Source organism: Hymenobacter edaphi (genome assembly GCF_003258365.1).
GTDB lineage: Bacteria > Bacteroidota > Bacteroidia > Cytophagales > Hymenobacteraceae > Solirubrum > Solirubrum edaphi.
Genome location: NZ_QHKM01000004.1, coordinates 299,540 through 322,424, shown reverse-complemented (window position 1 = coordinate 322,424; position 22,885 = coordinate 299,540). Strand labels below are relative to the sequence as shown.

23 protein-coding genes are annotated in these 22,885 nt (G+C 66.2%); 15 read left to right on the top strand and 8 right to left on the bottom strand.

Features of this window, described 5'->3' with window-relative positions; genetic code table 11:
- The first annotated feature begins 27 nt into the window (after nucleotides 1-27).
- Entirely contained in the window at nucleotides 28-1,881 is a 1,854-nt protein-coding gene (locus tag DLM85_RS14630) for a hypothetical protein (protein WP_111478853.1), read from the top strand.
- 147 nt (nucleotides 1,882-2,028) lie between these two features.
- On the top strand, nucleotides 2,029-2,988 hold the full coding sequence (locus DLM85_RS14625; protein ID WP_111478852.1) for a YitT family protein: 960 nt from the start codon (nucleotides 2,029-2,031) through the stop codon (nucleotides 2,986-2,988).
- A gap of 76 nt (nucleotides 2,989-3,064) precedes the next feature.
- Here the strand turns inward: DLM85_RS14625 and DLM85_RS14620 are convergent, their stop codons facing one another.
- Nucleotides 3,065-3,895 (bottom strand): DUF3667 domain-containing protein, encoded by an 831-nt coding sequence (locus tag DLM85_RS14620; RefSeq protein ID WP_165822146.1) that lies wholly within the window; start codon nucleotides 3,893-3,895, stop codon nucleotides 3,065-3,067.
- A 79-nt stretch (nucleotides 3,896-3,974) separates the two neighbouring features.
- On the opposite strand from DLM85_RS14620, the gene DLM85_RS14615 reads away from it, so the two are divergent.
- From DLM85_RS14615 to DLM85_RS25500, 5 genes are all read left to right on the top strand, one after another.
- Nucleotides 3,975-4,805: an MOSC domain-containing protein gene (locus DLM85_RS14615; RefSeq protein ID WP_111478850.1), complete on the top strand. Its 831-nt coding sequence runs from the start codon at nucleotides 3,975-3,977 to the stop codon at nucleotides 4,803-4,805.
- 75 nt (nucleotides 4,806-4,880) lie between these two features.
- Complete coding sequence (locus tag DLM85_RS14610) at nucleotides 4,881-5,957, top strand: hypothetical protein (protein ID WP_111478849.1); 1,077 nt, start codon at nucleotides 4,881-4,883, stop codon at nucleotides 5,955-5,957.
- Between the two features lie 4 nt (nucleotides 5,958-5,961).
- Nucleotides 5,962-6,429 (top strand): hypothetical protein, encoded by a 468-nt coding sequence (locus DLM85_RS14605; RefSeq protein WP_111478848.1) that lies wholly within the window; start codon nucleotides 5,962-5,964, stop codon nucleotides 6,427-6,429.
- A gap of 175 nt (nucleotides 6,430-6,604) precedes the next feature.
- Nucleotides 6,605-7,408, top strand: a complete 804-nt coding sequence (locus DLM85_RS14600) for a DUF547 domain-containing protein (protein WP_111478847.1) — start codon at nucleotides 6,605-6,607, stop codon at nucleotides 7,406-7,408.
- Nucleotides 7,409-7,557: 149 nt separating this feature from the next.
- The gene (locus tag DLM85_RS25500; RefSeq protein ID WP_165822145.1) at nucleotides 7,558-8,232 is read left to right on the top strand and encodes a DUF2461 domain-containing protein; all 675 of its coding nucleotides are present in this window, start codon (nucleotides 7,558-7,560) and stop codon (nucleotides 8,230-8,232) included.
- Nucleotides 8,233-8,389: 157 nt separating this feature from the next.
- Here DLM85_RS25500 and DLM85_RS14590 read toward each other — a convergent pair whose 3' ends face one another.
- Entirely contained in the window at nucleotides 8,390-9,013 is a 624-nt protein-coding gene (locus tag DLM85_RS14590) for a deoxynucleoside kinase (protein ID WP_111478845.1), read from the bottom strand.
- A 112-nt stretch (nucleotides 9,014-9,125) separates the two neighbouring features.
- Between DLM85_RS14590 and DLM85_RS14585 the strand changes: the two genes are divergently transcribed.
- Nucleotides 9,126-9,611: an STAS/SEC14 domain-containing protein gene (locus DLM85_RS14585; protein ID WP_111478844.1), complete on the top strand. Its 486-nt coding sequence runs from the start codon at nucleotides 9,126-9,128 to the stop codon at nucleotides 9,609-9,611.
- 153 nt (nucleotides 9,612-9,764) lie between these two features.
- On the opposite strand, the gene DLM85_RS14580 is transcribed toward DLM85_RS14585, so the two are convergent.
- A complete protein-coding gene (locus DLM85_RS14580) occupies nucleotides 9,765-10,466 on the bottom strand; it encodes a hypothetical protein (RefSeq protein WP_165822144.1) in 702 nt (233 codons plus the stop codon).
- Between the two features lie 155 nt (nucleotides 10,467-10,621).
- On the opposite strand from DLM85_RS14580, the gene DLM85_RS14570 reads away from it, so the two are divergent.
- Nucleotides 10,622-11,143 carry a GNAT family N-acetyltransferase gene (locus DLM85_RS14570; RefSeq protein ID WP_111478841.1) on the top strand — a complete coding sequence of 174 codons (522 nt, stop codon included), beginning with the start codon at nucleotides 10,622-10,624 and terminating at the stop codon, nucleotides 11,141-11,143.
- A 110-nt stretch (nucleotides 11,144-11,253) separates the two neighbouring features.
- A complete protein-coding gene (locus tag DLM85_RS14565) occupies nucleotides 11,254-11,478 on the top strand; it encodes a CDGSH iron-sulfur domain-containing protein (protein WP_111478840.1) in 225 nt (74 codons plus the stop codon).
- A 267-nt stretch (nucleotides 11,479-11,745) separates the two neighbouring features.
- Here the strand turns inward: DLM85_RS14565 and DLM85_RS14560 are convergent, their stop codons facing one another.
- The 3 genes from DLM85_RS14560 to DLM85_RS14550 form a co-directional block, all read right to left on the bottom strand.
- Nucleotides 11,746-12,006, bottom strand: a complete 261-nt coding sequence (locus DLM85_RS14560) for an acyl-CoA-binding protein (RefSeq protein ID WP_111478839.1) — start codon at nucleotides 12,004-12,006, stop codon at nucleotides 11,746-11,748.
- A 132-nt stretch (nucleotides 12,007-12,138) separates the two neighbouring features.
- Nucleotides 12,139-12,699 carry a sugar O-acetyltransferase gene (locus DLM85_RS14555; RefSeq protein WP_111478838.1) on the bottom strand — a complete coding sequence of 187 codons (561 nt, stop codon included), beginning with the start codon at nucleotides 12,697-12,699 and terminating at the stop codon, nucleotides 12,139-12,141.
- A gap of 119 nt (nucleotides 12,700-12,818) precedes the next feature.
- Nucleotides 12,819-16,172 (bottom strand): FG-GAP-like repeat-containing protein, encoded by a 3,354-nt coding sequence (locus tag DLM85_RS14550; protein WP_111478837.1) that lies wholly within the window; start codon nucleotides 16,170-16,172, stop codon nucleotides 12,819-12,821.
- 277 nt (nucleotides 16,173-16,449) lie between these two features.
- Here DLM85_RS14550 and DLM85_RS14545 point away from each other — a divergent pair, with 277 nt between their 5' ends.
- Nucleotides 16,450-16,965, top strand: a complete 516-nt coding sequence (locus DLM85_RS14545) for a CinA family protein (protein ID WP_111478836.1) — start codon at nucleotides 16,450-16,452, stop codon at nucleotides 16,963-16,965.
- Nucleotides 16,966-17,167: 202 nt separating this feature from the next.
- Nucleotides 17,168-17,854, top strand: coding sequence for a hypothetical protein (locus DLM85_RS14540; protein WP_133257067.1), 687 nt, complete (start codon nucleotides 17,168-17,170; stop codon nucleotides 17,852-17,854).
- A gap of 70 nt (nucleotides 17,855-17,924) precedes the next feature.
- Here DLM85_RS14540 and DLM85_RS14535 read toward each other — a convergent pair whose 3' ends face one another.
- Nucleotides 17,925-18,962 (bottom strand): hypothetical protein, encoded by a 1,038-nt coding sequence (locus DLM85_RS14535; RefSeq protein WP_111478834.1) that lies wholly within the window; start codon nucleotides 18,960-18,962, stop codon nucleotides 17,925-17,927.
- 240 nt (nucleotides 18,963-19,202) lie between these two features.
- Between DLM85_RS14535 and DLM85_RS14530 the strand changes: the two genes are divergently transcribed.
- The 3 genes from DLM85_RS14530 to DLM85_RS14520 all read left to right on the top strand — a co-directional run bounded on the left by DLM85_RS14530 (nucleotide 19,203) and on the right by DLM85_RS14520 (nucleotide 22,327).
- On the top strand, nucleotides 19,203-20,411 hold the full coding sequence (locus DLM85_RS14530) for a zinc dependent phospholipase C family protein (RefSeq protein WP_111478833.1): 1,209 nt from the start codon (nucleotides 19,203-19,205) through the stop codon (nucleotides 20,409-20,411).
- 158 nt (nucleotides 20,412-20,569) lie between these two features.
- Nucleotides 20,570-21,472 carry a manganese catalase family protein gene (locus DLM85_RS14525; RefSeq protein ID WP_111478832.1) on the top strand — a complete coding sequence of 301 codons (903 nt, stop codon included), beginning with the start codon at nucleotides 20,570-20,572 and terminating at the stop codon, nucleotides 21,470-21,472.
- A 108-nt stretch (nucleotides 21,473-21,580) separates the two neighbouring features.
- On the top strand, nucleotides 21,581-22,327 hold the full coding sequence (locus DLM85_RS14520; protein WP_111478831.1) for a peptidylprolyl isomerase: 747 nt from the start codon (nucleotides 21,581-21,583) through the stop codon (nucleotides 22,325-22,327).
- A 90-nt stretch (nucleotides 22,328-22,417) separates the two neighbouring features.
- On the opposite strand, the gene DLM85_RS14515 is transcribed toward DLM85_RS14520, so the two are convergent.
- Entirely contained in the window at nucleotides 22,418-22,870 is a 453-nt protein-coding gene (locus tag DLM85_RS14515; protein WP_111478830.1) for a hypothetical protein, read from the bottom strand.
- Nucleotides 22,871-22,885: the final 15 nt, after the last annotated feature.

Sequence of the window (22,885 nt, the reverse complement as noted above, 5' to 3'; positions counted from 1 at the left end):
ATACGCCGCCCACAACCTGCTGCCTGGTTGACCGCTGCTCTGCTACTGGGGACTGCCCCGGCCGCCCTGGCTCAGAACATCGGCATCGGCACTACTTCGCCTAATGCCAAAGCCGCGCTGGACATATCAGCTACCGACCGGGGCCTGCTGATTCCGCGCCTGACGCAGGCCCAGCGCACCGCCATTGCCTCGCCACCCCAGGGCCTGATGGTGTACCAGACCGACGGCACCGCCTCGGGCGGCACCCAGACGGGCTTCTGGTACTACGCCGGCAACCCTGCCGCCTGGGTGTACCTGAACCCGGCCACCACGCCCAGCGGTGCGGCCGGCGGCGACCTGACCGGCACCTACCCGAACCCCACGGTAGCGGCCGGCGTCATCAATACCGCTAAGCTGGCCGACGACGCCGTCACCATCGCGAAGCTGGCCGCCACGGGCACGGCCAGCAGCAGCACCTTCCTGCGCGGCGACAACACCTGGGCAGCACCCACCGCTACGCCCAGCGGCGCGGCCGGCGGCGACCTGTCGGGGACTTACCCGAACCCCAGCATTGGTACCGGCGTGGTAAACGCCGCCAAACTAGCCACCGGGGCCGTGACGACCGTTAAGCTGGCCGACGAAGCGGTAACCAACGCGAAACTGGCCGACGACGCCGTGACCAGCCTCAAGCTGGCCGACAATTCCGTGACCACCTCGAAGCTGCCCTCCGGCGCCGTGACGAACGTTAAGCTGGCCGATAACGCCGTGAACAGCGCCAAGCTGGCCGACGATGCCGTGACCATCCCGAAGCTGGCCGCCACGGGCACGGCCAGCAGCAGCACCTTCCTGCGCGGCGACAATACCTGGGCCACTATCCCCAGCAGCAGCGGCTGGAGCCTGACGGGCAACACCCTCGACGGCAACCAGTTCCTGGGCTCGAACAACAACGAGGACCTCATCTTTAAGCGCAACGGCACCGAGGCCTTCCGGGTGTTCAGCAACGGCCGCGTGAATCTGGGCAACAACACGCCCTCCTCGTATTCGGTGCTGCTGGGCTTCAATGCCGGCGTGGCGGTGACGAATGCCACGCAGAACGTTTTCGTGGGGGCCAAAGCCGGGGAAAGCAGCAACGCCGGCTCGAATACGTTCGTGGGCTACCGGGCCGGCCAACAGGCGACGGATGCGGGCAATACTCTGCTGGGCAACGATGCCGGGGTTAACATGACCAGTGGCGGCAACAACGTGTTCGTCGGCAACTCCGCCGGCAGTCAGACCGCGAGCCGGCCCCTGGGCAATGGCAACCTCATTTTTGGGGGCTTTTCCGGCACTAACCTGAACAACAACAGCAACAACAACATCCTCATCGGTGGCAGCGTGCAGGCCAGTCCGGGCTTATACGATGCCTACATCATCGGCAACAGCGCCTCGGTCACCCAGAGCAACTCCTTGGTCCTCGGGGCCTTACCCGGCAACAACGACGCCATCCGGGTGGGTATCGGCGTGTCGGCGCCCAGCAGCAGCCTGCAGGTAAACGGCACCTTTGCCGTGGGCGTGCAGACCGGCTACGGCGGCGGCGGCGGCCCCCTTGGCAGCGCCAACGGCCTGGACCAGGGCATACCCAGCCAGACGGACCTCGGTGCCGGCTACTACGGCCTGGCCCCCAGCAGCACCAGCAACCAGCACTACTTTCTGCCGGCGGCCAGCTCCTGCAAAGGGCGCATCTACTACCTGCGCAACGGCGGCAGCATCGCGGCTAAGCTCTCCAGCAACAGCTCCATCTTCGACGGCACGAACACCATCAGCAGCGGCAACACCTTCGACATGAACACCACGGGCTCGTCCAAGGTCGTCACGGCCATATCCGACGGCACGAACTGGATTATCATCCGCGCCGGCATCTAGGGCGCGGTCATCAGTTGCATACTAACCCGGAAAAGGGCGGTCCGCTGGGCCGCCTTTTTTTTGTGACCACCCGGTTGGGGCCCGCTCATTCCGGTCAAAAACCCATCTTTGGCCGTACCTAGCACCAACACCCAGCCTCGCCGCCGCATGCTCATCCAACAACTCATTATCCGCAACGTCCTCCGCCAGCAACAGGCCGGCGGCCCCACGCCCGGCCCCTCCAACCATGAGTTGTGGCAGCAGGCCCGGCGGCTGCTGCGGCGGCAGCTCGTCAACGCGGGGCTCATGCTGGCCGGCATTTTCTCGGCGGCGCTGGGGCTGAAGGGCTTTCTGCTGCCCAACGACTTTATCGACGGGGGCGTGACGGGCATGTCGCTCCTGACGGCGCACGTAACGGGCTGGCCGCTGTCGGTGCTCATCATCGTCATCAACGCGCCGTTTCTGCTGCTGGCCTATTTTCACCTCGACCGGGTGGTGGCCGTGCGCGCCGGGCTGGCCATTCTCGGCTTGGCCCTGGTGCTCTACTTCGTCACCTTCCCGGTGCTGACCACCGACAAGCTGCTGATTTCCGTCTTCGGCGGATTTTTCCTCGGGGCGGGCATCGGCCTCACCATCCGCGGCGGCGGCGTGCTCGACGGCACCGAAATCCTCTCCGTCTTCGCCAGCCGCAAAAGCCCGCTGAGCGTGGGCGACGTGATTCTGCTCATCAACATCGTCATCTTCCTGGTGGCGGCCTGGATTCTGTCGGTCGAAACCGCCTTGTACTCCATCCTGGCCTATCTATCGGCCTCCAAGACGGTCGATTTCATGATTGACGGCCTGGAGGAGTACACCGGCGTCACCATCATTTCCAAGCGCAGCGAGGCTATCCGGCTGATGATTACCGAGAAGCTGGGCCACGGCGTGACCATCTACGCGGGCCGCACCGGCTACGGCGGCCACGGCCACCAGCAGGAAGGCCTCGACATTGTCTTCACCGCCGTCACCCGCCTGGAGCTGACGCGCCTGCGCACCGAGGTCGAGGCCATCGACCATCAGGCGTTCATCCTGATGCACAGCATCAAGGACACCCGCGGCGGCCTCATCAAGAAGCGGCCGCTGCACTAACGAGGCAGGGCAGGAAGCCCGGGGCACGCCCATCAGCCGGCGCATCGCAGGCTGCCGGGCTTTGCCACGCCCGCGCTCATCCCGGCACCCGAAAATGCATCACGTAGCCCCAGAAAGCCAGCCAGTTGAGGCCGTAATTGATGACCCCGGCCAGCATGCTGACCACCAGAGCGCTGCCCACGGCCCGCGGCCAGCGCAGGCCCAGGCCGCCCCGCCCGATCCAGGTGAGGTAGCCCACGTACACCGTAGCCTGCAGCAGCGCGGTGCTGCTGCCCGGCTCCAGCCCCACCACCAGAAACACGCTCACCAAGGCCAAAATCAGGTAGAGCTGAAACACGCTGCCGACGATGACCAGCAGAAAAAACGACTCGGCGTAGTTGAGCCGGCGGCGGTACACGGCCCAGGCCACCAGCGCGTGCAGGGGCATCAGGGCCAGCCACCACACGTTGAAAAACTTACCGACGGCGTGGAAGTACTGCCCCACCCGCGCCAGCACCGCGGCCGGGGCCCCGTGCGCCTGCATGGCCAGCTGCACCTGCTCCCCGATGCGCTCATAGTAGTGCAGCTGCACGGCCAGCACGGTGGCCACGCCCACGGCCAGCAGCAGAAACTGAAACGGGTTGAAGTAGCGCTTGCGCCGCCCAGCCAGGTAGTCGGCCACTACGCGGGCAGGGCGCGTGAGCACCTGGCCCACAAAGCCGAAAATGCTTTTGTCGGCGTGGGTGAACACGTGCAGGATTTCGTGCAGCACGTGGGCCGTGGACAGGCGGTGCGGGCGCGGCTGCCCGCAGTGCGGGCAGTAGCCGGCCCCGGCCAGCAGCGTGCCGGCACAGTTGAGGCAGGCATCCGGCGCGGGCGCGGCGGGCGTTTCCGGGGCTTCGGCGGGCAGGGGGGCGGCGGGCAGCATAGGCGGGGGCCGCGCTGATCGGCCGCGGCGGCGCAGTTTACCCCCTTTCGCACTCCCGCGCAAGCCGTACCTTCGCCCCATGGCCGATACCCCCGCTCCGCTCACCCTGACCGATTTGTACCTCTACCCCGTCAAGTCGCTCGGCGGCCTGCGCGTGCCCGAGGCTCAGCTGACCACCCGCGGCCTGCGCCACGACCGGCGCTGGCTGGTGGTGGATGAGCGCGGGCAGTTCCTGACGCAGCGCACGCACCCGCAGATGGCGCTGCTCCACCTCGATTACGCCCACAACGGCTTCATTATCCGCCACATTCAGCGCCCCGACCTGCGCCCCCTGCTGGTGCCTTTCGAGGCCGAGCATAAGGGCACGCAGTTCGTTACCATCTGGGACGATATGGTGTTTGCCTTCCGCGGGCTGAAGGAGCACGACGAGTGGCTGACGGAAGCCCTGGGCCTGCCCGTGCGCCTGGTGCACATGCCCGAGGCCGCCCTGCGCGACGCCGACGGCGGCCACGCCCCCGGCCTGGTCAGCTTCGCCGATGCCTACCCCTACCTGCTCATCGGCCAGGCCTCGCTCGACGACCTGAACCAGCGCCTGCCCGCAGCCGTGGCCATGAACCGCTTCCGCCCCAACCTGGTGGTGAGCGGCGCCACGCCCTACGCCGAGGACACCTGGTACGAGTTTCAGCTCGGCGACCTGACCTTCCACGGCATCCGGCCCTGCGCCCGCTGCGTGCTCACCACCACCGACCAGGAAACCGCCCAGCGCGGCCCCGAGCCTCTGCGCACCCTGGCCAGCTACCGCACCAAGGCCAACAAGGTCATGTTCGGCATGAACGTCGTCGGGCCCGCCCGGGGCTTGGTGCGCGTGGGCGAGGCCGCCCGCGTGCTCAGCCACCACCCGCTCACCTAGCGCGCCCCGCGCCCTCCGCCCCGCCCGACGCGGAATCCGCCGATTCACGTTGGCCGCCCGGTATTATCTGGTGTTATGTCCCCGACCACCGCTGCCCCCGCCATTGCCCTTCCCCCGCTGCTGCTGCCGCGCCTCGTGGCGCTGTGGGCGCTCAGCGAAGCCCTGCTCGGCGGGGTGCTGCACGCGCTTCGGCTGCCGGTGACGGGCCTGCTGGTGGGCGGCGCGGCCGTGGTGGTGCTCACGCTGCTGGGCCATTACCGCCGCGGGCCCGGCGCCGTGCTGCGCGCCCTGCTGGTGGTGCTCACCATCAAGGCCCTGCTCAGCCCGCACACCTCCCCCAACGCCTACGTGGCGGTGGCTTTTCAGGGCCTGCTGGGCGAGTTGCTGAGCTGGCCGCGGGCGCTGCCCCGCCTGCGCGGCCTGCTGCTGGGCCTGCTCACCCTGGTGGAGTCGGCCGGGCAGCGGGTGCTCACGCTGTGGCTGCTGGGCGGGCAGGCCCTGCCCGCGGCGTTCAACGATTTTGTGCGCGGCCTGCTCGGGGCGGATGCCGCCCGGCAGCCCAATTACGCCCTCTGGCTGGTGGGCCTCTACTTCGCCGCGCACGCGCTGGTGGGGGCGGCGCTGGGCTGGTGGGCCGGCGGCCTGCCCGCGCGCCTGCCCGGCCTGGTGCAGCGCTACGCCTGGCTGCAGCTCCGCCCCGACCCCGCCGACGAGGACGAAGACGCCCCCGGCGAAGACTCCGCTCCTACGCGCCGCGCCCGGCGCTGGCGCATCAGCCGCCTGCTGCTCGGGCTGTGGGCAGCCTGCCTGCTGCTGTGGCTGGCGGCGGCGCTGGGCTGGGCGCCGGCCGCCGTAGCCAATGAGCACCGCCTGGGCGGCCTGCTGCTGCGCTCAGTGCTGCTCTACGGCGCCTGGGCCCTGCTGCTCGGCCCCTGGCTGACGCAGCGCCTGCATCACTGGCTTACCCGCCCGCGCGGCCGCTGGGCCGCCGACCTGCGCCAGACACTGGCCCTGCTGCCCGCCACCCGACAGCTGGTAGCCCGCTGCTGGCGCCACTCGGCGGGGCACCGCGGCCTGAGCCGGCTGCGCTGGTTTGGGCGCGCCTTGGCCGTCAACGTCTTCCTCCGTCCCGACGCGCGACCGGGCGCCTGATGCCATGCAGATTCACCTGCTCAGCGGCCCCATCCGCAGCGGCAAAACCACCCGCCTGCGCCGCTGGGCCGCCGGCTGCCCCAACGTCGGCGGCCTGCTGATGCCCACCGACGCCCACGGCCAGCGCCACTTCCTCGACCTCGGTAGCGGGCTGCAGTGGCCGGCGGCGGCGCGGCCGGGCCAGTGGCCGGTGCAGCAGGTGGGCCGCTTCCGCTTTTCGCCGACGGCTTTCAATTGGGCCAATGCAGTCCTGCGAGGAGCGGCCACCGAGCCCGCCGTGCAGTGGCTGGTAGTTGATGAAATCGGGCCGCTGGAACTGCGCGGCCTTGGCCTGGCCCCGGCCCTAACGGCCCTGCTGGCGGCGCCCCGGCTACCGGAACACTTGGTGCTGGTGGTGCGGGCCGGCCTGGTTGAAGCGGTTTGGCATCGGTTTCAGCTGGCCCGCTGGTCTTGCGTCCCATTTCGGGAATAACAGGTAGGGCTTATAAATTGAATGAAGGGTATTTAGACGGCAAAGTTTTATCGGCTATTGGCAAAATACCGTTTCAGTTGTACTTTCGCCCCGCATAAGTAGTTGACCTTTATCCCAAAACAGGAAAATCACTGCCTTGCGCAAGTTCTTTTCCTGCTCTGCCCGCACCTAAGCAATGTTCCAAACCCGTTTCGCTTGGTCGCAGCTGCTGCTGTGGCTGGCCCTGCTGGCGGCCACCAGCGCCCGCGCCGACAACAACACCCTGGAGCTGCTGCACCAGCCCTGGGACGATTTGCTGAAACGGAGCGTGCAGGCCGACGGCCGCCTGGGCTACGCCGCCCTGGCCGAGCACGACGACCAGCTGCGCGGCTACCTGCAGGCCCTGCGCCGCACCACGCCCCAGGCCGATTGGTCGCGCCCGGATCAGGCAGCCTTCTGGCTGAACGTATACAACGCCTACACCGTGCAGCTGGCCGTGGCCTACTACCCGGTGCAGCGCCTGAGCGACATCAAAGTAAAAACCGTGGGCGGCTACCGCTCGGTATGGGAGGCCCCCGAGGTCAACGTGGGTGGCAAGCAATACTCGCTCAACCAGATTGAGCGCGAAATTCTGCCCCGGCTGCTGCCCCAGGACCCGCGCCGCTTTCTGGCCCTGCACTGCGCCGCCGCCTCCAGCCCCGGCCTGCTGCCCGAAGCCTACTGCGGCCAGCGCCTCCACCAGCAGCTCGACGCCCAGGCCCGCCGCTTCGTCAACGACCCCGCCCGCAACCAACTCACGGCCGGGGCCGTGCAGGTATCGAGCGTCTTCGACTGGCACGCCGCCGAGTTCGGCGACGCAGCCCGGCTGATTGCCTTCCTCAACCGTTACGCCGCCACGCCGGTAGCCCCCGACGCGACGGTGCAGTACCTACCCTACGACTGGTCGCTCAACGACGCGGCGCCCTCCGGCGTGATGGCCCAGCAGCTGCGGCGCCACTAGCGGCGGCTTTGGTGCGGCTCTTCCGATTTCAGCAAAGGCCCGGCAACGGGCCTTTTTCTGTTGGGGCGGCACTAACCGCGGGCGGCGCTGGTTGTTCTTCACCGGGCCGGCCGGCCCGCTTTCCGTTCTCCCCCACTCCCCTTCCGCCCGTGACGGACCTTGCCCCCGTACTTGAGTTTCTGCGCCAGCTCAAGCAGAACAACAACAAGCCCTGGATGGACGCGCACCGCGCCGACTACCAGCGCGCCCGCAAACGCTACACCACGCTTATCACCGAGCTGCTGCAGCGCGCCCAGCAGTTCGAGCCCGCGCTGCTGGCGCTCAGCCCCGCCGACGTGATGTACCGCATCAACAAAAACGACCGGTTTCACCAGAGCGACGAGCCCTACAAAAACCACATGGGCGCCGGCCTGAAGCGCGACGGCCGCCAGAGCCCCTGGGCCGGCTACTTCGTGGCCCTCGAAGCCGGCGGCGAAACCTACGTGGGTGCCGGCCGCTGGCAGCCCGAGCCCCAGCAGCTGGCCCGCATCCGCCAGGAAATTCACTACAACGCCGATGCCTTCCACGCCCTGCGCCAGTCGCCCGAGCTGCTGCGCGAATTCCCCGGCGGCCTCGACCAGAGCCAGGCCCTGCGCACCGCCCCCAAGGGCTACGACCGCAACGACCCCGACATCGAGTGGCTGCGGCTGAAAAGCTTTTTCGTGTGGCGCTCCTTCTCCGACCAGGAAGTGCTCCGCCCCGATTTTCCCGACCGCGTATTGGCCGCCTGGCAAGCCGCCCAGCCCCTCGTCGGCTTCCTGAACGAGGCCATGCTGGGGGATTGAGGTCTGGCGGTGATAAGCAAGAGGTGCCTCGTAACAAGTGATAGGCTGATGTGCCGCGCCAATCAAAAAGGCCGGCTGCTCTGAGTGAGCAGCCGGCCTTTTTGGTCGCGGGAGACTTATCCATCCTACCCCAAACCTGTCACGTGTCACCTGTCACCTAAAACAAACCGAACAACGTGCCCTGAATCTTTTCGATGATGAGGCCCAGGTCTTCGGGGCGGGTCACGTAGTCGAGCTGGTTCACGTCGATGACGAGCAGCTTCCCCGAGTCGTAGCTGCTGATCCATCGCTCGTAGTGCTCGTTGAGGTTTTTGAGGTACTCGATGCGCATGTGCGTCTCGTAATCGCGGCCGCGCTTCTCGATCTGCTGGATGAGCTTGGGCAGGTCGGCCTTGAGGTAGAGCAGCAGGTCGGGCGGCTCCACCATGCTGATCATCGAATCGAAGAGCGAGCGGTAGTTGTTGAAATCCCGCTCGTTCATCAGCCCCGACTCGTTCAGGTTGGCCGCGAAGATGTGGGCGTCCTCGTAGATGGTTCGGTCCTGAATCACGCCCTTGTTGCCCGCCTGCAGCTGCTTGATGCGCTGCGTCTGGCGGAAGCGGCTGTTGAGGAAGTACACCTGCAGGTGGAAGGCCCAGCGGGGCATGTCGTCGTAGAAATCCTTCAGGTAGGGGTTGTCGTCGACGTCTTCCAGAAACACTTCCCACTGAAAGTGGTGCGCCAGCTTGTGAGCCAGGGTGGTCTTACCGGCGCCGATGTTGCCGACAATGGCGATATGCATGGGTGGAGGGCGAATTCAGAATGAGGCCGACAAAAGTACAGCAAAGCCGCCGCCCGATTGCGCTGTGCGTGGAGGAATTGCGCCGCCGCAAAAAATAAGGTAACTTATATATATGCCGCCATCTGTCCCCTTTCCCCGCACCTGCAAAATCCACTCGCCCGCCGAGCTGGTCTACCACGTCGACGACGACCACGGGCAGCGCGTGGCCGACTTCGGTTTCTTCGACAAGGAGCGCGTGCTCTACGTGCGCTGGCACGGCCACCTCACCGCCGACGAAGTCATTCGGGTGGCCGAAGCCAGCCTGCCCTGGCACGAGCAGCTCCACCCCGTGGGCCTGCTCAACGACAAGCGCGGCACCAGCGGCGACTGGGGCGAGGCCATGACGTGGATTGAGTACGAGTGGATTCCGCGGGCCAAAGCCAGCGGCCTGCAGGCCTTCGCCTACGTCATCAACCCCGACATGATGGTGTCGTTCGAAAACGCGGCCCTGATCGACAAAATCCGGCAGGAAGTGGATCTGCGCACGTTCTACAGCGTGGGCGCGGCCTGGAAATGGCTGCGCCAGCACGCCTTCCGACGCGCTGGCGCAGCCGCTTAGGGTTTCGGCCCTGGTCCGATCAGCCCGTCGTGTCGCGCTTGGCGAGACACCTCGCTCGGGTGCTAACCTTTTCGTTGAACGATTGATTTACTACCAGGCGTCAGCACGCGAGATGTCTCGCCAAGCGCGCCATGACGGGCTGGAAGACGTCCGTTACTTCTCACTAACGGCCTCCTTGGTCTTCTTGGCCTGTTCCAGGGTGCGGAACTCGGCCTGCCAGGAACGGATGCGCAGGCGGTCATCCACGTCGATCAGGTCGCGCACTTTCTCGTAGCGCTGGTTGAGGCGGGTGAGCACCACCGAGGCCTGGGCCCAGTCTTCGGGCGCCCAGTTTTTGCGGTTGGTGCGCACGTAGTCGATGAAGCGGCCGTAGAGGTCGGTCATCTCCGAGGCGCGGGCCGTGGTGAGGTTTACGTTTTCGCCGAGCATGCGCGTCTGGGTCTGCTGGGCGGTTTCGGGCTGGCTGGCCTGCTTTTCCAGGCGCTCCTGCCGGGCTTCCCAGCTTTCGTAGCGGTTTTTCAGGCCGGCGTACTCGCGCTTGCCCGCCGCCGTGAGGCTGTCGAGGCCGCGGTCGATGCGCGTGCTCTGGGTTTCGTATTCTTCCTTGATGCGCGGCAATTCGCGCTTGGTCACCACGTCGGCCTTGTCGAGCCGGTCGTTGATCCACTCGCGGAACACGCCCAGGTCGCGCTCCACGTCGGAAATAACCTGGTCGGTGGTGGTGGAAGCCTTGGAGGGCGTCTTGGCGGGCGTGGAGGTCTTGGTGGGCGTTTTGGCCGGCGTCGTTTGGGCCGTGGCCGCGGTGGCAGCCAGCAGCGCGGCGGCAAAGGCGGCGGAACGCAGGATTCGTTTCATAGCAAGCAACTGTGGGGAAAAAGAGACACGGCCCGGGGCTGGGAGGTGCCGCCCGCAACCGGGCTACGACCCGGCTCTTTAAATTTCGGGCCAAACCCACTTACGGGCCGGAAGAACGTTCGTTATTTTGCGAAATTATATTCCGCCCGCGTCCTATGCCCGATCCGGTAGCCGCTCCCGTCCTCATTCAGCCGGCCACCGCGGCCGATATTCCCGTCATCATCGAGCTGGCCGAAGCCACCTGGGAGCCCACCTACCGCTTCATTATCAGCAAGGAGCAGATCGACTACATGTACCGCGTCATCTACACGCCGGCCTCGCTGGCGCGGCAGATGCAGGACGAAGGCCACCGCTTTCTGCTGGTGTACTACGACGGCCACCCCGCCGGCTACGCCTCCTACAGCGCCCGCGCCACGGAACCCGAGGTGTTCAAGCTGCACAAGCTCTACGTGCTGCCCTCGCACCAGGGCCTGGGCCTGGGCCAGCGCCTGGTGACGGCCGTGGAGGGCGGCGCCCGCATGGCCGGCGGCCAGTGGCTGGAGCTGAACGTAAACCGCCACAACCCGGCCCTCACCTTCTACCAGCGCCTGGGCTTCCAGCAGTACCGCGAGGAAGACATTCCCATCGGCCCCTACTGGATGAACGACTTCGTGATGCGCAAGAAGCTGAACGGTTGACCGGTGACACGTAACTGGTGCCAGGTAACAGGTCAGCTCTTTTAACGTGTCCCGTATCACTTGTTACCTGTCACCCCTAACTTGTCACCTCATTACCTTTTTTGTTCCCCATGCCCACGAAACTCACCGTCAACAACAACGGCTCCCTGCGCGTCGAAGGCGAAGACTTCATCATCGTCGATGCCCAGGGCAACGAGTACGGCCTGCAGGGCCGCACCCTGGTCAGCATCTGCCGCTGCGGCCTCTCCCAAAACAAACCCTTCTGCGACGGTTCGCACAAGGGGCACTTCGAGCACAACGCCGTAGCATTCGATTTGCCGCCCAAAAAGGTGTAAGGCACGCCGCCGGCCGCACCCGCTGTCATTGCGAGGACGACGCAACCGCCGGAAGGCGCAGCCAATCGGTCCTGATCAGTGTACCGACCAACAAAGAAGCACCGCCCGAAACTGTTGTTGCGCAGTTTCGGGCGGTGCTGTTTGCAAGTAGTAAGTATTGGGTCGGCGGTGCTCCTGGAGGACGGATTGACGCCGCTTGATGCGCGGAATGTCGTGCCGCCTCGCAATGACTGCCAGGGCCATCGGCGGTGCTACCGCCCAAGCAGCTTAGCCCTGCTGGAACAGTTGGTTGACCAGGTTCACGTACTCCTGCCGGGCGTCGTCCGGGCCTTTGCCGCTGAGGCCGGCCCAGGCGTCGTACTTGGCAATGGCCTTGAAGTCGAAGCCGCCGGGCCGGTCGCCGCTTACGTCGCCTTCGGTGGCCTGCTTGTAGAGGGCATAAAGCTTGAGCAGCGTCAGGTTGTCGGGCTTTTTGGGGAGTTGCTGGGCGCGGTCGGCCGCATCCTGAAATTCTTGCTGAGTAGCCATGGGAATGGAATGGAGAAAAAGTGAGCGGGCCCGCGCAGCGGCCCCGGGCAGTAAGGTACGGATTGCGGCGAATTTGGTAGGCATGCAGCGTTCTTTTACCACAAATCGTCGGCCTGAGCGGCCCGGCGCCGGCTACTCGGCGGCCGGCAGCTGGCGCAGCACCCGGCAGGGGTTGCCGACGGCCACCACGCCCGCCGGAATGTCGCGCGTGACGACGCTGCCGGCCCCGATGGTGCTGCCGGCCCCGATGGTCACGCCGGGCAGCACGATGACGCCCGCGCCCAGCCACGCGCCCGCCCCGATGGTGATGGGCCGGGCAAACTCCCAGCCCGCCACCCGCGGCCCGGCCTCCGCCGGGTGCCCGGCGGTGCTCAGCACCACGTTCGGGGCGATGAACACGTTGTCGCCGATGGTGACGGGGGCACAGTCGAGCACCGTGAGGTTGTAGTTGGCGTACACGTTGCGGCCCAAGCGCAGGTTGTAGCCGTAGTCGCAGCGCAGCGGGGCTTCGAGGTGGGCGTCGGTTTCGTAGCCGAGCAGCTCGGCCAGCACGGCCCGATCGAGGTCTACGGGCTGCTGGTTGTAGCGGTGGCACAGAGCTTTGGCGTGGCGGCGCTCGGCCACCAGCTGCGGGTCATTGGCCTGGTACAGCTCGCCGGCCAGCATTTTTTCTTTTTCGGAGGAGAAGCTCATCGGGCCCAAGATAAGCCCGCGGCGGTGCTTCGCCCCACCCACCCGGCCCAAACCGCCGGACGCAAAAAGCCCCGCCGAGGTGTCGGCGGGGCTTTTTGCGTCCGGCAGTGAAGACGCGCCTAGTACAGCGTTACGCGGCGGCTGGCGGTGTGCTCACCCACCTGCACCTGCAGCAGGTATACCCCGGCGGCCAGCTTGCGCGCGTCGATGGTGGTGCGGGCGCCGGTGGCGGGCAGGGCTACCGTCTGGGTGCGCACGCGCTGGCCCAGGGCGTTGAAGAGCGTGGCCTCGGCCTGCGTGGCCCCCGCCACGGCGGGCAGCTGCAGCGTGAAGCTGCCGGTGGCGGGGTTGGGGTACACGTCGAGGGCCAGGGCCGACTGCGAGCCGTGCGCCGCCGTGGGGCGGGCGGGCTCGAAGCGCAGCGAGAAGCGGCCGGGCAGGCTCCGGGCGTTGGCCGAGAAGCTGTAGGCAGGCTGCAGGCTCAGGTTCACGTCCTGGCCCGTGGCGGCGTCGTGCAGGTACACGGTGCTGGTGGTCAGGTTCAGCAGGGCGGCGGCGCGCAGGGTGTAGAGGCCGGTTTGGGGCACGCTCACGGTCAGCGGCACTACGGTGCTGGTGGTCAGCAGGGGCAGGCCGTTGATGGCCAGCTCGGTGCCGGCCGCCACGGCGGCCAGGTTCAGGCCGTGGGCGTTGGGCAGCTTCACCGCGTCGTAAGCGGCATCGACCACGGCGGTGGCGCCGGCTTCCTGGTACACGTGCACCTCATCGGCGGGGGTGCCCGGGTCGCCCTGCAGGCTCAGCTGCACCAGCGGGCGGGTTTCGCCGCCGCGGTTAAAGCTTGGCTGGGTAGCGTAGCTGGTCACGCGGGCGGCATTGCTGAAGTTCAGCGTGGCCGCGTTGCTGCCCGGCGTCAGGCGCACGAAGAAGCCCTGGCCAGAGCTGACGAGCGGGTCACCCACGCCGTTGACGTAGCTGCGGTAGCCCCCGCCGTAGCGCGAGGTGCTCTGGAACACGTACATGGCGTTGTCGAGACCCGTCGGGATGGTGACCTGGCTCCAGTTCAGCGGCGCGGGGTAGGGGTTGCCCACCAGGAACAGGCCGCCGCTGGCGCCGCCGTTGCGGGCGAGGGGCAGGCTCACGGTGCCGTTGTTGAGCGTGCCCACGAAGTCCACCTTCTGGTTGCCGGGAATATTCACGGTGTAGCCGCGGGCCACGTCCAGCGCCGTGGTCAGGGCTACGGGCGAAACCCAGCCCTTGTCGAAGGTGGAGTAGGTGGTGGCCGGCGAGGTCAGCACCCGGCTTTCATCGTAGGCGAAGACCGTCGGGAAGGGCGTCACGCCGCCGGGGTTGGTGGCCGAGTTGTAGCTGGCGTTTACCACGGGCGTAAAGCCGGCGGTGGCCAGGTCCGCCACGCTGCTGCCGCTCACCGGAGCGGAGTAGTGCCGGTAGCCCGCCCCCGCGTTCAGCACCCGGCTGATAAAGCGCTGCACCGTCACGTTGCCGCTCGCGCTGCCGGTGCCGTTGACGGCCAGGGCCGTGCCCGTCGAGTCGGAGAGCAGCGTCAGGTTCTGGCCGCCGGTGCTCAGCACGCCCGTGGTCAGGCGCAGCACCTGCGCCACGCTGGTGGCCGTGCTCAGGGTCACGCCGGTGCCGTTGCTCACGGCCAGGTCGCGCACGCGCGGCGGCAGGCCGGCCCCGGTTACCTGGGGAGCGGTGCCGTTGTAGAGGTAGGTGGCGTCGTTGCTGAAGGAGCGGGTGCCCGCCACCTGCACCGCGCCGGTGCTGCCGGTGCTGCTGATGCCGGCCGCGTCGCAGATGCGTAGCTCAGCGCCCGACTGCAGCGTGAAGCTCCCGGCGCCGGTCAGGGGCTGGCAGTTGGTGGCCAGCACGCCCCCGCTCTGCACCGTGAAGGCGCCTGCCACCGACACGGCCCCGGTGAGGGTACCCACGCCGGTGCCGGTAACGGTGACGTTGTTGTAGGAGCCGGCCGGAATGTTGGCGGTGGTGCTCACCGTCAGGTCGGTCAGCGCGCCGTTGCGCAGCACGTTGACGGTGGTGCTGCTGATGTTAGAGCATACAATATCAATGCTGCCGTTGCCGTCCAGGTCGCCCGTCGTCACCACGAAGGGGTTGGTGCTGGCGGCATAGACGGTGGGCGCCCCGAAGCTGGCCGCGCCGTTGTTGCGGCACACTGCCAGGTTGTTGCCGAGGTAATTGCACACCACGATGTCCAGGTCGCCGTCGGCGTCCAGGTCGGCCAGGGCCACGTCGATGGCTTCCGCGCCGCCCGAGGCCACGGTGAACGGGGTGCCGAAGGTGCCGTTGCCCACGCCCAGCGCCACCCCGACTTCCGCGCCGAAGCGGTTGGCCGTGACGAGGTCGGCAATGTTGTCGCCGTTCAGGTCGCCCAGGGCCATACCGAAGGGGGTGAAGCCCAGGTTCACCAAGCCGGTGCCGGAAAAGGAGCCGTCGCCGTTGCCCAGGCGCACGCTCAGGTTATTGGAGTTGGCGTTGGCGGCGATAAAGTCCATCCGGCCGTCCCCGTTCAGGTCGGCGGCGCCCAGGGCGAAGGGGCCGGCGCCCACGTTGGCCACCACCGTGGAGGCGCCGAAGGTGCCGGCGTTGTTCAGGTTCAGCGTGACGGTGTTGCTGCTCACGTTGGCCGTCAGGATGTCCAGGTAAGCGTCGCCGTTGACGTCCACCAGGGCCGACATGCGCGGGTTGACGCCGGCGCCCAGCAGGGTGGCCGCGCCCAGCGTGCCCCCCACGTTGCGGTGAACCGACACCCCGGAGGCATTGAAGCTGGGTATCACCACGTCCAGGTCGCCGTCGTTGTCCACGTCGCCCAGCACAATCTGGCTGGGGCCGGCGTTGGTGATTACGCTGGTCGAGGGCGTGGCCGGAAATACGCCGCCGCCCTGGTTCAGGAAGGTCACCAGGGCGTTGCTGGAGGTGCCCATGACGATGTCCATCAGCCCGTCGCCGTTGATGTCGCCCACGGCCGCGCCCTGGCCCGCAGTGGGTACGGTGAGGCTGGGGGCGGCGGCAAACGTGCCCGAGCCGCTGGCGGCGGCCACGAACGACATCACCTGCCCCTGGGCCAGCGGCTGGTTGCTGGTGTTCTGGGCGGCCGTGGTCAGGGTGGCGTACACGGTTTCGCCGGGCTGAAAGTCGGTGCCCGGGTCAAACGTGACGGTGTTGCCGCTGATGGTGGCCGTGCCGCTGAGCAGGCCGCCGCGGCGGCTGCCGAACACCTTCAGGGCGTTGGCCGAGCCCGCGTTCAGGGCCTGCGAGAGGGTAAACGACACGTTGCTGGAGCGGGGCGCGCTGCGCTGGTTGCGCGCGGGCGCCACGCTGCTGACCGTCGGCTGGGCCAGGGCGGGCAGGGCCAGCAGGCCCAGGCCCGTCAGCAGCCAGGCAGTGCGTTTTAGCTGGCCTAAGCGGCCGGCTCCGGGCGAGGAAAAGTATTCCATGCGTAATAAATGAGAAGAAAAAGGAACAATCTGAAACAGCAGCTGCGCATTGGGTAAAAGACCTTGGCAAAGCTGGCGGAAAAGATACAGCGACTTATAGTATTATCAAGCCCGAGTTGGATATTATATATCGGCTACGCAATTACGGGGGGCCATTATCCTACTAATCACCGAAATGGCGCCGGCCATATGGCGTCGCGGCCGCTGTGGGCGGCAACCAATCGGGCGGCGGGGCAGTAAGCGCAAACGCCGCGCCGTCCCTTTCCCCTACCCCACCATGAAATCAGCCGACGTCGATGCCCTTGTCAAGAAATTTCTCCAGCATAAGCTCACGCTAGCCCTGGCCGAAAGCTGCACCTGCGGCTGGGTAGCGGCCCAGCTGGCCCCGGCCACCGGCGTGAGCGAAGTCCTGCTCGGCTCCGTTGTCACGTACCACGCCGAAGCCAAGCAGCGCCTGCTGGGCGTGAAAAAGAAAACCCTGACCGAATACACCGCCGAAAGCCAGCAGATTGCCAACGAAATGGCGGAAGGCCTGCACAAGCACCTGCCCGCCGACGTGTGCGTGGCCATTACGGGCCTGTTCGGCCCCGGCGCCTCCGAAACGCCCGACAAGCCCGTGGGCACCATCTTCGTCACCATCGTGCTGGAAGGCCACGCCCACGAGTACCGCGAAGTGCTGAAAGGCCCCACCGACAAGCTGCGCGACCTGGCGGCCGACTTTATCTACGTCAAGCTGGGTGAGCTGCTGGAGCGCCGGCAAGCCAGCCCGACCAGCACCGTCAACGGCAGCTAAGCCCGCGCATCGTCGACGGACGGCGGGGCCGCCACGGCGGTGCTTCGGGCGCTGCACACCCCGGCTCTGCCGGCGGATGCGCCGGAAATTTTCGTTGGCTTGAGCAGTGGCCCGGGGCTGCGCCTTCGGGCGGTGGCCCCGGGCCGGCTTTTTTTGCGCCGCGGCAGTAGCAGTGCGTGCCCCTTTTTGCCAACTTCGTGGTATGAAGAACCATTACGTCGCTGCTATCGGGGCCGCTGGATTGGCCGTATTGACTGCTTTCGGGGCCGCAGCCCAAACCGAGCTGCCCAGCCGCCCCGACCCCACGGTTCCGCCCGCCCGGCCGGCCCCGGCGGCCGCTCCCGTAATGGCTCCTTACAAGGCCCCCACCCTGCCCGGGCTGTACTCGACCAATACCCTCGGCATCGAGCTGGGCTGGGGTGCGCCCTACGGCTGGGGCGTGCAGTACGCCTACCTGGTCACGCCGCACCTCGACGTGAATGCCGGGCTGGGCCTGGGCCTCGGCGGTAAAATCGGGGTGGGCGCCCGCTACTACCTGCGCCCCGACCGCCGCGTGACGCCCTATTTCGGGGCCGCCCTGGCCCGCACCGGCCGCATCGAGAACGTGGATATGAGCCTGGTGGTGGGTGCCCGCGAGGAAAAAGCCAACTTCAGCTTCAGGCCCAGCGGGGTGCTGCACCTGCGCGGCGGCTTGCGCTGGCAGCCCGGTACCGTGGGGCTGCTGGGCACCCTCGGCTACGGCGCGCGCATTACCGGCGACCCGGTGGTATTCAACGACACGTACAGTTACGGCACGCCGTCGCAGGAAATGGTCAACTTCGTCCGGGCCCTGAGCGCCGGCGGCCTGGAGGTATCCGTCGGCGTGTTCTTCAACCTGGGCCGCTACTGAGCAGCGAATCCGTGACTCGGCGAACGAGTGAGTCTCACAACGACCATCACTTATCTGCCGAGTCACTCATTCACTGATTGCGCGGGCGGCCCAGCACCAGGCGCAGGTTCAGGCGCACCACGTCGCCAATGGAGTCGCAGCGGTCGAATTCCTGGGTTTGGTGGTGCAGGTTCAGCTCCTTTTTCAGCTGGGCAATCTTGTCGGGCGGCGAGAGTTCCTCCTGGCGCATGCAGTCGACCAGGTCCTTGAGGCGGTACCGCTCGGCGCGGGCGCGGCGGGCCATCAGGGCGCGCTCCTCCACCTGGTACTGCCGGATGGTTTCGGGGGAGAGCAGGCGGCGCACCAGGTCCACCACCGGGCGGTTGTCCTTGAAGTACTGCGGCAGGTACATGGCCTTGTGGCCCTCGTAGCTCTGCTGATCGAAGTCGATGGCGCGCACGCGGTACTGCTCGTCCTCGAAGTCGGGCGTCACGTCGATGACGTAGTTGTAGGAGCGCATGTCGCCGAGCAGGCGGGCAAAGCAGCGCTCATTGAACTTGACGAATTCCTTGGCAATGCGCACCTGGTTGAGGTGGGGCCGGTCGAGGCGGGTCTTGATGAAATCGTCGCCGGGAATACCGGCAATGTGCTCCTCGATGAGCGTGTCGCCGGCCACCAGGAAGTTGATGCTGTTCGGGCTCAGCAGGTGCTCCAGCTCCAGGCCGTACACCCGGGAGGCATCGGCGCGCTTGACGTAGAAGTAGTCGTAGTTGTCGTTGAACTGGTTGACGATGCGCACCCGGAACGGGTTGGAGTTGCCGAAGCGGCAGTAATCGACGCGGTCGGCAATGAGGTGCTCGGTGAAAGACAGGTCGCCGTCGGTTTTCAGGCGGGCGTACACTTCGGTCAGGCCTTGGCTGAGCTCCAGCAGGGTGTGGGGCTCGTACTGCACGGTTTCCCAGAGCGTGTCGTGGCCCTGCCGGTCGAGCAGGGGGAAGGAGCCGGTGTGGCGCAGCAGGTCGGCGTACGTGACGGGCAGGCGGGTTTCGCGGTCGTACTGGTGCAGGTACTGGCGCAGGCCGGGGCCGATGCGGTAGCTGGGCTTTTTCTTGGAAATGTTGTCGTTCATCTTTCTGGTAACAGGTGACAAGCAACACGCGACAGGTTTGAAGTGACAGGGCACAAGAGACACGTGATGGGCCGCGGGCACGGGTTGCTGTTGGCGGGAAGGTAAGGCCCGGCTTACCCGTTTCTGCCCGTTGCGCAACGCCCTAAACCGAATACTTGTTACCTGTTACGTGTCACGTGTTAGCTCTCACCCAAAATTCCCGAACTTTAACCGCCTGACTGCACCTTCGGCTTTCCGCCCATGAAAAAAGCTTTACTTCCTCTCGCGCTGGCGCTGCTCGTGCCGGTAATTTCGCCCGGTTGGGGCTTCTTCGGCCACCGCACCATCACGCAGGTGGCCGTGTACGCGCTGCCGAGCGGCATGCAGAACTTCTACTTCCGGCACATGGCCCAGCTGGTGAAGCTGAGCACCGCCCCGGACGAGCGCCGCGCCGACGACCCGACGGAGGAAACCAAGCACTTCATCGACATGGACCACTACGGCGACAACCCCTTCGGGCTGATGCCGAAAGCCTACGACAAGGCCACGGCCAAGTACACGGCCGATACGCTGAAGAAGTACGGCACCGTGCCCTGGACGGTGCTGGAGGTGAAGGAAAAGCTCACCGAGGCCTTCAAAGAGGGCGACACCACCGCCATCATTGCCCTTTCGGCCGACCTCGACCACTACGTGGCCGACGCCTTCGTGCCGCTGCACACCACCGAAAACTACGACGGGCAGCTCACCAAGCAGCAGGGCATTCACTCGCTGTGGGAATCCAAGCTGCCCGAGCTGTTCATTGCCCAGTACAAGCTGGACTCGGAGAAGGCCGACTACCTGAAGGACCCGCAGGCGGCCATCTGGACGGTGCTGCAGAACTCCTACGGCTTCCTCGGCGCCACTTTCGACATCGAGGCCGAAATCAACAAGAAGTTCAGCACCGAGAAGAAGTACACCTACTCGCACAAGTATGGCAAGACCCGCCGCTCCTACTCCGACGAGTTTGCCAAGGAGTACAACAAGAAGGTGGGCGGCATGGTGGCCTACCGCCTGAAGGGCGCCCCCACGATGGTGGCCTCGTTCTGGTACACGGCCTGGAAAGACGCCGGCAGCCCCGACCTCAACAAGCTCATGCGCCCGGGCAAGCTCAGCAAGGACGAAAAAGAGCAGCTCGACACCCAGCTCAAGGCCTGGAAGGAAAACCAGCTGGTGGACCAGAGCCTGCTGCTGGCTATGCAGAAGCCCGAGGCCGGCCCCACCAACCCGGCCGACGTGGCCGACGAGGCCGCCCCGAAAGCCCCCGCCGCCCCCGCCCCGAAAGCCGACGCCAAACCCGCCGCCGACCAGCCGGCCAAGGTGAAAGTGAAGGAGAAAAAGGAGGACGCGCCCAAGCAGAAGGAAAAAACCAAGGTGAAGAAGGACGAAGGGAAAAAAGAAGAGAAAAAATCCGACGACCCCTTCGGCGACTAGCCCTGACGCCGGCATTTGCCCGTTTTAGCCCCCAACGCCCCCGGTTTCCGGGGGCGTTTTTGCTTTACTCGACTATAACCGATGCCGCCCCCAGGCGTTAGCCTTAGGGCCGCCTTGTATTTCCCGTTGCCTCATCCACAACCGTAACCCCACTACCCATGATTCACCGCATTGATCGGCTGGCCCTGGAGCTGCCCACTCCCAAGAATGCCTCGCCCAACGACGCCGCTGCCATTCAGGAGCTGCTCGGCGGCAAGTACGGCGAGATGTCGACGCTGATGAACTACACTTTTCAGTCATTTAACTTCCGGGGGCGCAAGCGGCTGCGGCCGTTCTACGAACTGGTGGCCAGCATTGCCGCCGAAGAGTACAGCCACATCGAGGCCGTCTCGTACGCCATCAACCTGCTGCTGACCGGCACCACCAAGCGCGACCCGGACCCCGAAAACGGCCCGCTGCACAGCGCCGTGGACGCGCGCAACAGCTACCACTTCCTGAGCAGCAACCAGGCCGCCATGCCCTACGACTCGATGGGCAACCCCTGGACCGGGCAGTACGTGCACAATTCCGGCAACCTGAAGCTGGATTTGCTGCACAACTTCTTTCTCGAATGCGGCGCCCGCGCCAACAAAATCCGGGCGTATTCGATGGTAACTGACCCCACGGCCCGCGAAATGGTGGGCTACCTGCTGGTGCGCGGCGGGGTGCACGTGGTGGCTTACGCCCGCGCCCTCGAATACCTCACCGGCGTGGAAGTGACCAAGCTGGTACCCGTGCCCGACCTGAGCAACAAGATGTTCAAGGAAGCCCGCAAGCACGAGGCCAAGGGGCTCCACCTGAAGCTCTACACGTTCAGCCAGGAAGACTACAAGCAGGCCGGCCTGATCTGGAACGGCCCGCACCCCGAGGACGGACAGCCGCTGGAGTTGATCCAGGGCTCGGTGGAGGGCGTGCCCTACCCCGACCTGGAAGAAGAACCCCAGCTGAACTCGCCCGGCGCCGAGGACTACGACCCGGATATGTTCAAGGACATTGCCAAGAAGCTCGGCATCAAGCTCTGATAGCCTCGGCGGCCGCCACCTGCACCGCCAATCCGCTGCCGGACGGCCGGCTGCCTCGTATGTTTGTCCCCCGGGCCCACCAGTGGGTTCGGGGGATTTTTCTTGCCTATGTCCCGCTCCTTCCCTCCCCTGCTGCCGGCCGCCCTGGGCCTGCTGATGACGGCCGCCTGCAACCAGCAGCCCCCGCCCGCGCAGGAAAAGCCGGCGCCCGCCGCCCCCGTCATTCCCGGCCCCGACCTGGCGGCCATGCGCGACTCCAACGCCGTGCGCCTGCTGACGGCCTACGGCCGGGAACACCCCGAAACGCAGGTGCTCTTCCGCACCTCCCTGGGCGACGTGAAGGTGAAGCTCTACGAAGACACCCCGCTGCACCGGGCCAGCTTTCTGCTGCTCACCAACAAGGGCTACTTCGACCAGACCGTGTTTTACCGCGTCGAGAAGGGCTTCGTGGTGCAGGGCGGCAACTCCGACAAGCGCGAAATCAAGCTGGGCAAATACCACATTCCGCCCGAGTTCCGGCCCGGCCACTTCCACCGCCGCGGCGCCCTGGGCATGGCCCGCTACGACGACGAGAAAAACCCTGGCAAGCTCTCCTCCTCCCACGACTTCTACTTCACTGTGGGCCAGAAATACACGCCGCAGCAGGCCCAGAGCATTGCCGGCCGCAAGCTCACGCCCGCCGAGCTGAAAACCTACGCCACCGAAGGCGGCGCCCCCGCCCTCGACGGCCAGTATACCGTCTTCGGCGAAGTCATCGAAGGCATGGACGTAGTCGAGAAAATCAACCAGGTTCCCGTCGACCCCTACAACTGGCCCGAGAAAGACGTGACCATGAAGGTGGAGGTGGTGAAATAGGTAACAGGTGATGAGGTAACACGTGACAGGTAACAGGTTAAAAAAAACGAAACTGTTACGTGTTACGTGTTACCTCCCTCCACCTGCCCCCTAATCACTCGTTTCCCTGCGCACCTGCACCAGCCGGGAGTGCTGCGGATCGGCGGGCGACTCCTGCCGGAACTCCTGCAGCTCGCGCCGGGTGAAGGCGCGGATGGCTTCCGGGGCGAAGACGTCGGGGCGGCTGGCATCGGCCGCGGGCGAGGCCACGGGCTGGCGGGCCGGGTGCGTGTACACCGTGTCGCCGCCGAGCCGGAACACCTGGTAGAAATAGAACTGCTCGGCCGCGCTGCCCTCGGCCACGAAGCGCACCACCAGCACGTCGCCCACCCGCGGATCGGTCAGGTACTCGGCGGTGCGGTCGGCGGGCGGGGCGGGCACGGCCAGCGGGGCCGATTCGGGTTGGGCCGGCGCGGTGGCCGCCGGCCCGGACTTGGTTTCGGACTGGCAGGCGCCCAGGCCCACCAGCAGCAGGGCCGCCGCAGCGGCAACGGATTTACTCATACACGCAAAGAAAAG

Bases quoted from the DNA above. Each gene is read 5' to 3' on its own strand.
- DLM85_RS14540 (WP_133257067.1), top strand. From the start codon at position 17,168: ATGAAGAACCATTACGTCGCTGCTATCGGGGCCGCTGGATTGGCCGTA.
- DLM85_RS14535 (WP_111478834.1), bottom strand. From the start codon at position 18,962: ATGAACGACAACATTTCCAAGAAAAAGCCCAGCTACCGCATCGGCCCC.
- DLM85_RS14610 (WP_111478849.1), top strand. From the start codon at position 4,881: ATGTCCCCGACCACCGCTGCCCCCGCCATTGCCCTTCCCCCGCTGCTG.
- DLM85_RS14550 (WP_111478837.1), bottom strand. From the start codon at position 16,172: ATGGAATACTTTTCCTCGCCCGGAGCCGGCCGCTTAGGCCAGCTAAAA.
- DLM85_RS14585 (WP_111478844.1), top strand. From the start codon at position 9,126: ATGCCGCCATCTGTCCCCTTTCCCCGCACCTGCAAAATCCACTCGCCC.
- DLM85_RS14545 (WP_111478836.1), top strand. From the start codon at position 16,450: ATGAAATCAGCCGACGTCGATGCCCTTGTCAAGAAATTTCTCCAGCAT.
- DLM85_RS14625 (WP_111478852.1), top strand. From the start codon at position 2,029: ATGCTCATCCAACAACTCATTATCCGCAACGTCCTCCGCCAGCAACAG.
- DLM85_RS14580 (WP_165822144.1), bottom strand. From the start codon at position 10,466: ATGAAACGAATCCTGCGTTCCGCCGCCTTTGCCGCCGCGCTGCTGGCT.
- DLM85_RS14555 (WP_111478838.1), bottom strand. From the start codon at position 12,699: ATGAGCTTCTCCTCCGAAAAAGAAAAAATGCTGGCCGGCGAGCTGTAC.
- DLM85_RS14605 (WP_111478848.1), top strand. From the start codon at position 5,962: ATGCAGATTCACCTGCTCAGCGGCCCCATCCGCAGCGGCAAAACCACC.
- DLM85_RS14590 (WP_111478845.1), bottom strand. From the start codon at position 9,013: ATGCATATCGCCATTGTCGGCAACATCGGCGCCGGTAAGACCACCCTG.
- DLM85_RS14600 (WP_111478847.1), top strand. From the start codon at position 6,605: ATGTTCCAAACCCGTTTCGCTTGGTCGCAGCTGCTGCTGTGGCTGGCC.
- DLM85_RS14530 (WP_111478833.1), top strand. From the start codon at position 19,203: ATGAAAAAAGCTTTACTTCCTCTCGCGCTGGCGCTGCTCGTGCCGGTA.
- DLM85_RS14570 (WP_111478841.1), top strand. From the start codon at position 10,622: ATGCCCGATCCGGTAGCCGCTCCCGTCCTCATTCAGCCGGCCACCGCG.
- DLM85_RS14560 (WP_111478839.1), bottom strand. From the start codon at position 12,006: ATGGCTACTCAGCAAGAATTTCAGGATGCGGCCGACCGCGCCCAGCAA.
- DLM85_RS14615 (WP_111478850.1), top strand. From the start codon at position 3,975: ATGGCCGATACCCCCGCTCCGCTCACCCTGACCGATTTGTACCTCTAC.
- DLM85_RS14515 (WP_111478830.1), bottom strand. From the start codon at position 22,870: ATGAGTAAATCCGTTGCCGCTGCGGCGGCCCTGCTGCTGGTGGGCCTG.
- DLM85_RS14520 (WP_111478831.1), top strand. From the start codon at position 21,581: ATGTCCCGCTCCTTCCCTCCCCTGCTGCCGGCCGCCCTGGGCCTGCTG.
- DLM85_RS14565 (WP_111478840.1), top strand. From the start codon at position 11,254: ATGCCCACGAAACTCACCGTCAACAACAACGGCTCCCTGCGCGTCGAA.
- DLM85_RS14525 (WP_111478832.1), top strand. From the start codon at position 20,570: ATGATTCACCGCATTGATCGGCTGGCCCTGGAGCTGCCCACTCCCAAG.
- DLM85_RS14620 (WP_165822146.1), bottom strand. From the start codon at position 3,895: ATGCTGCCCGCCGCCCCCCTGCCCGCCGAAGCCCCGGAAACGCCCGCC.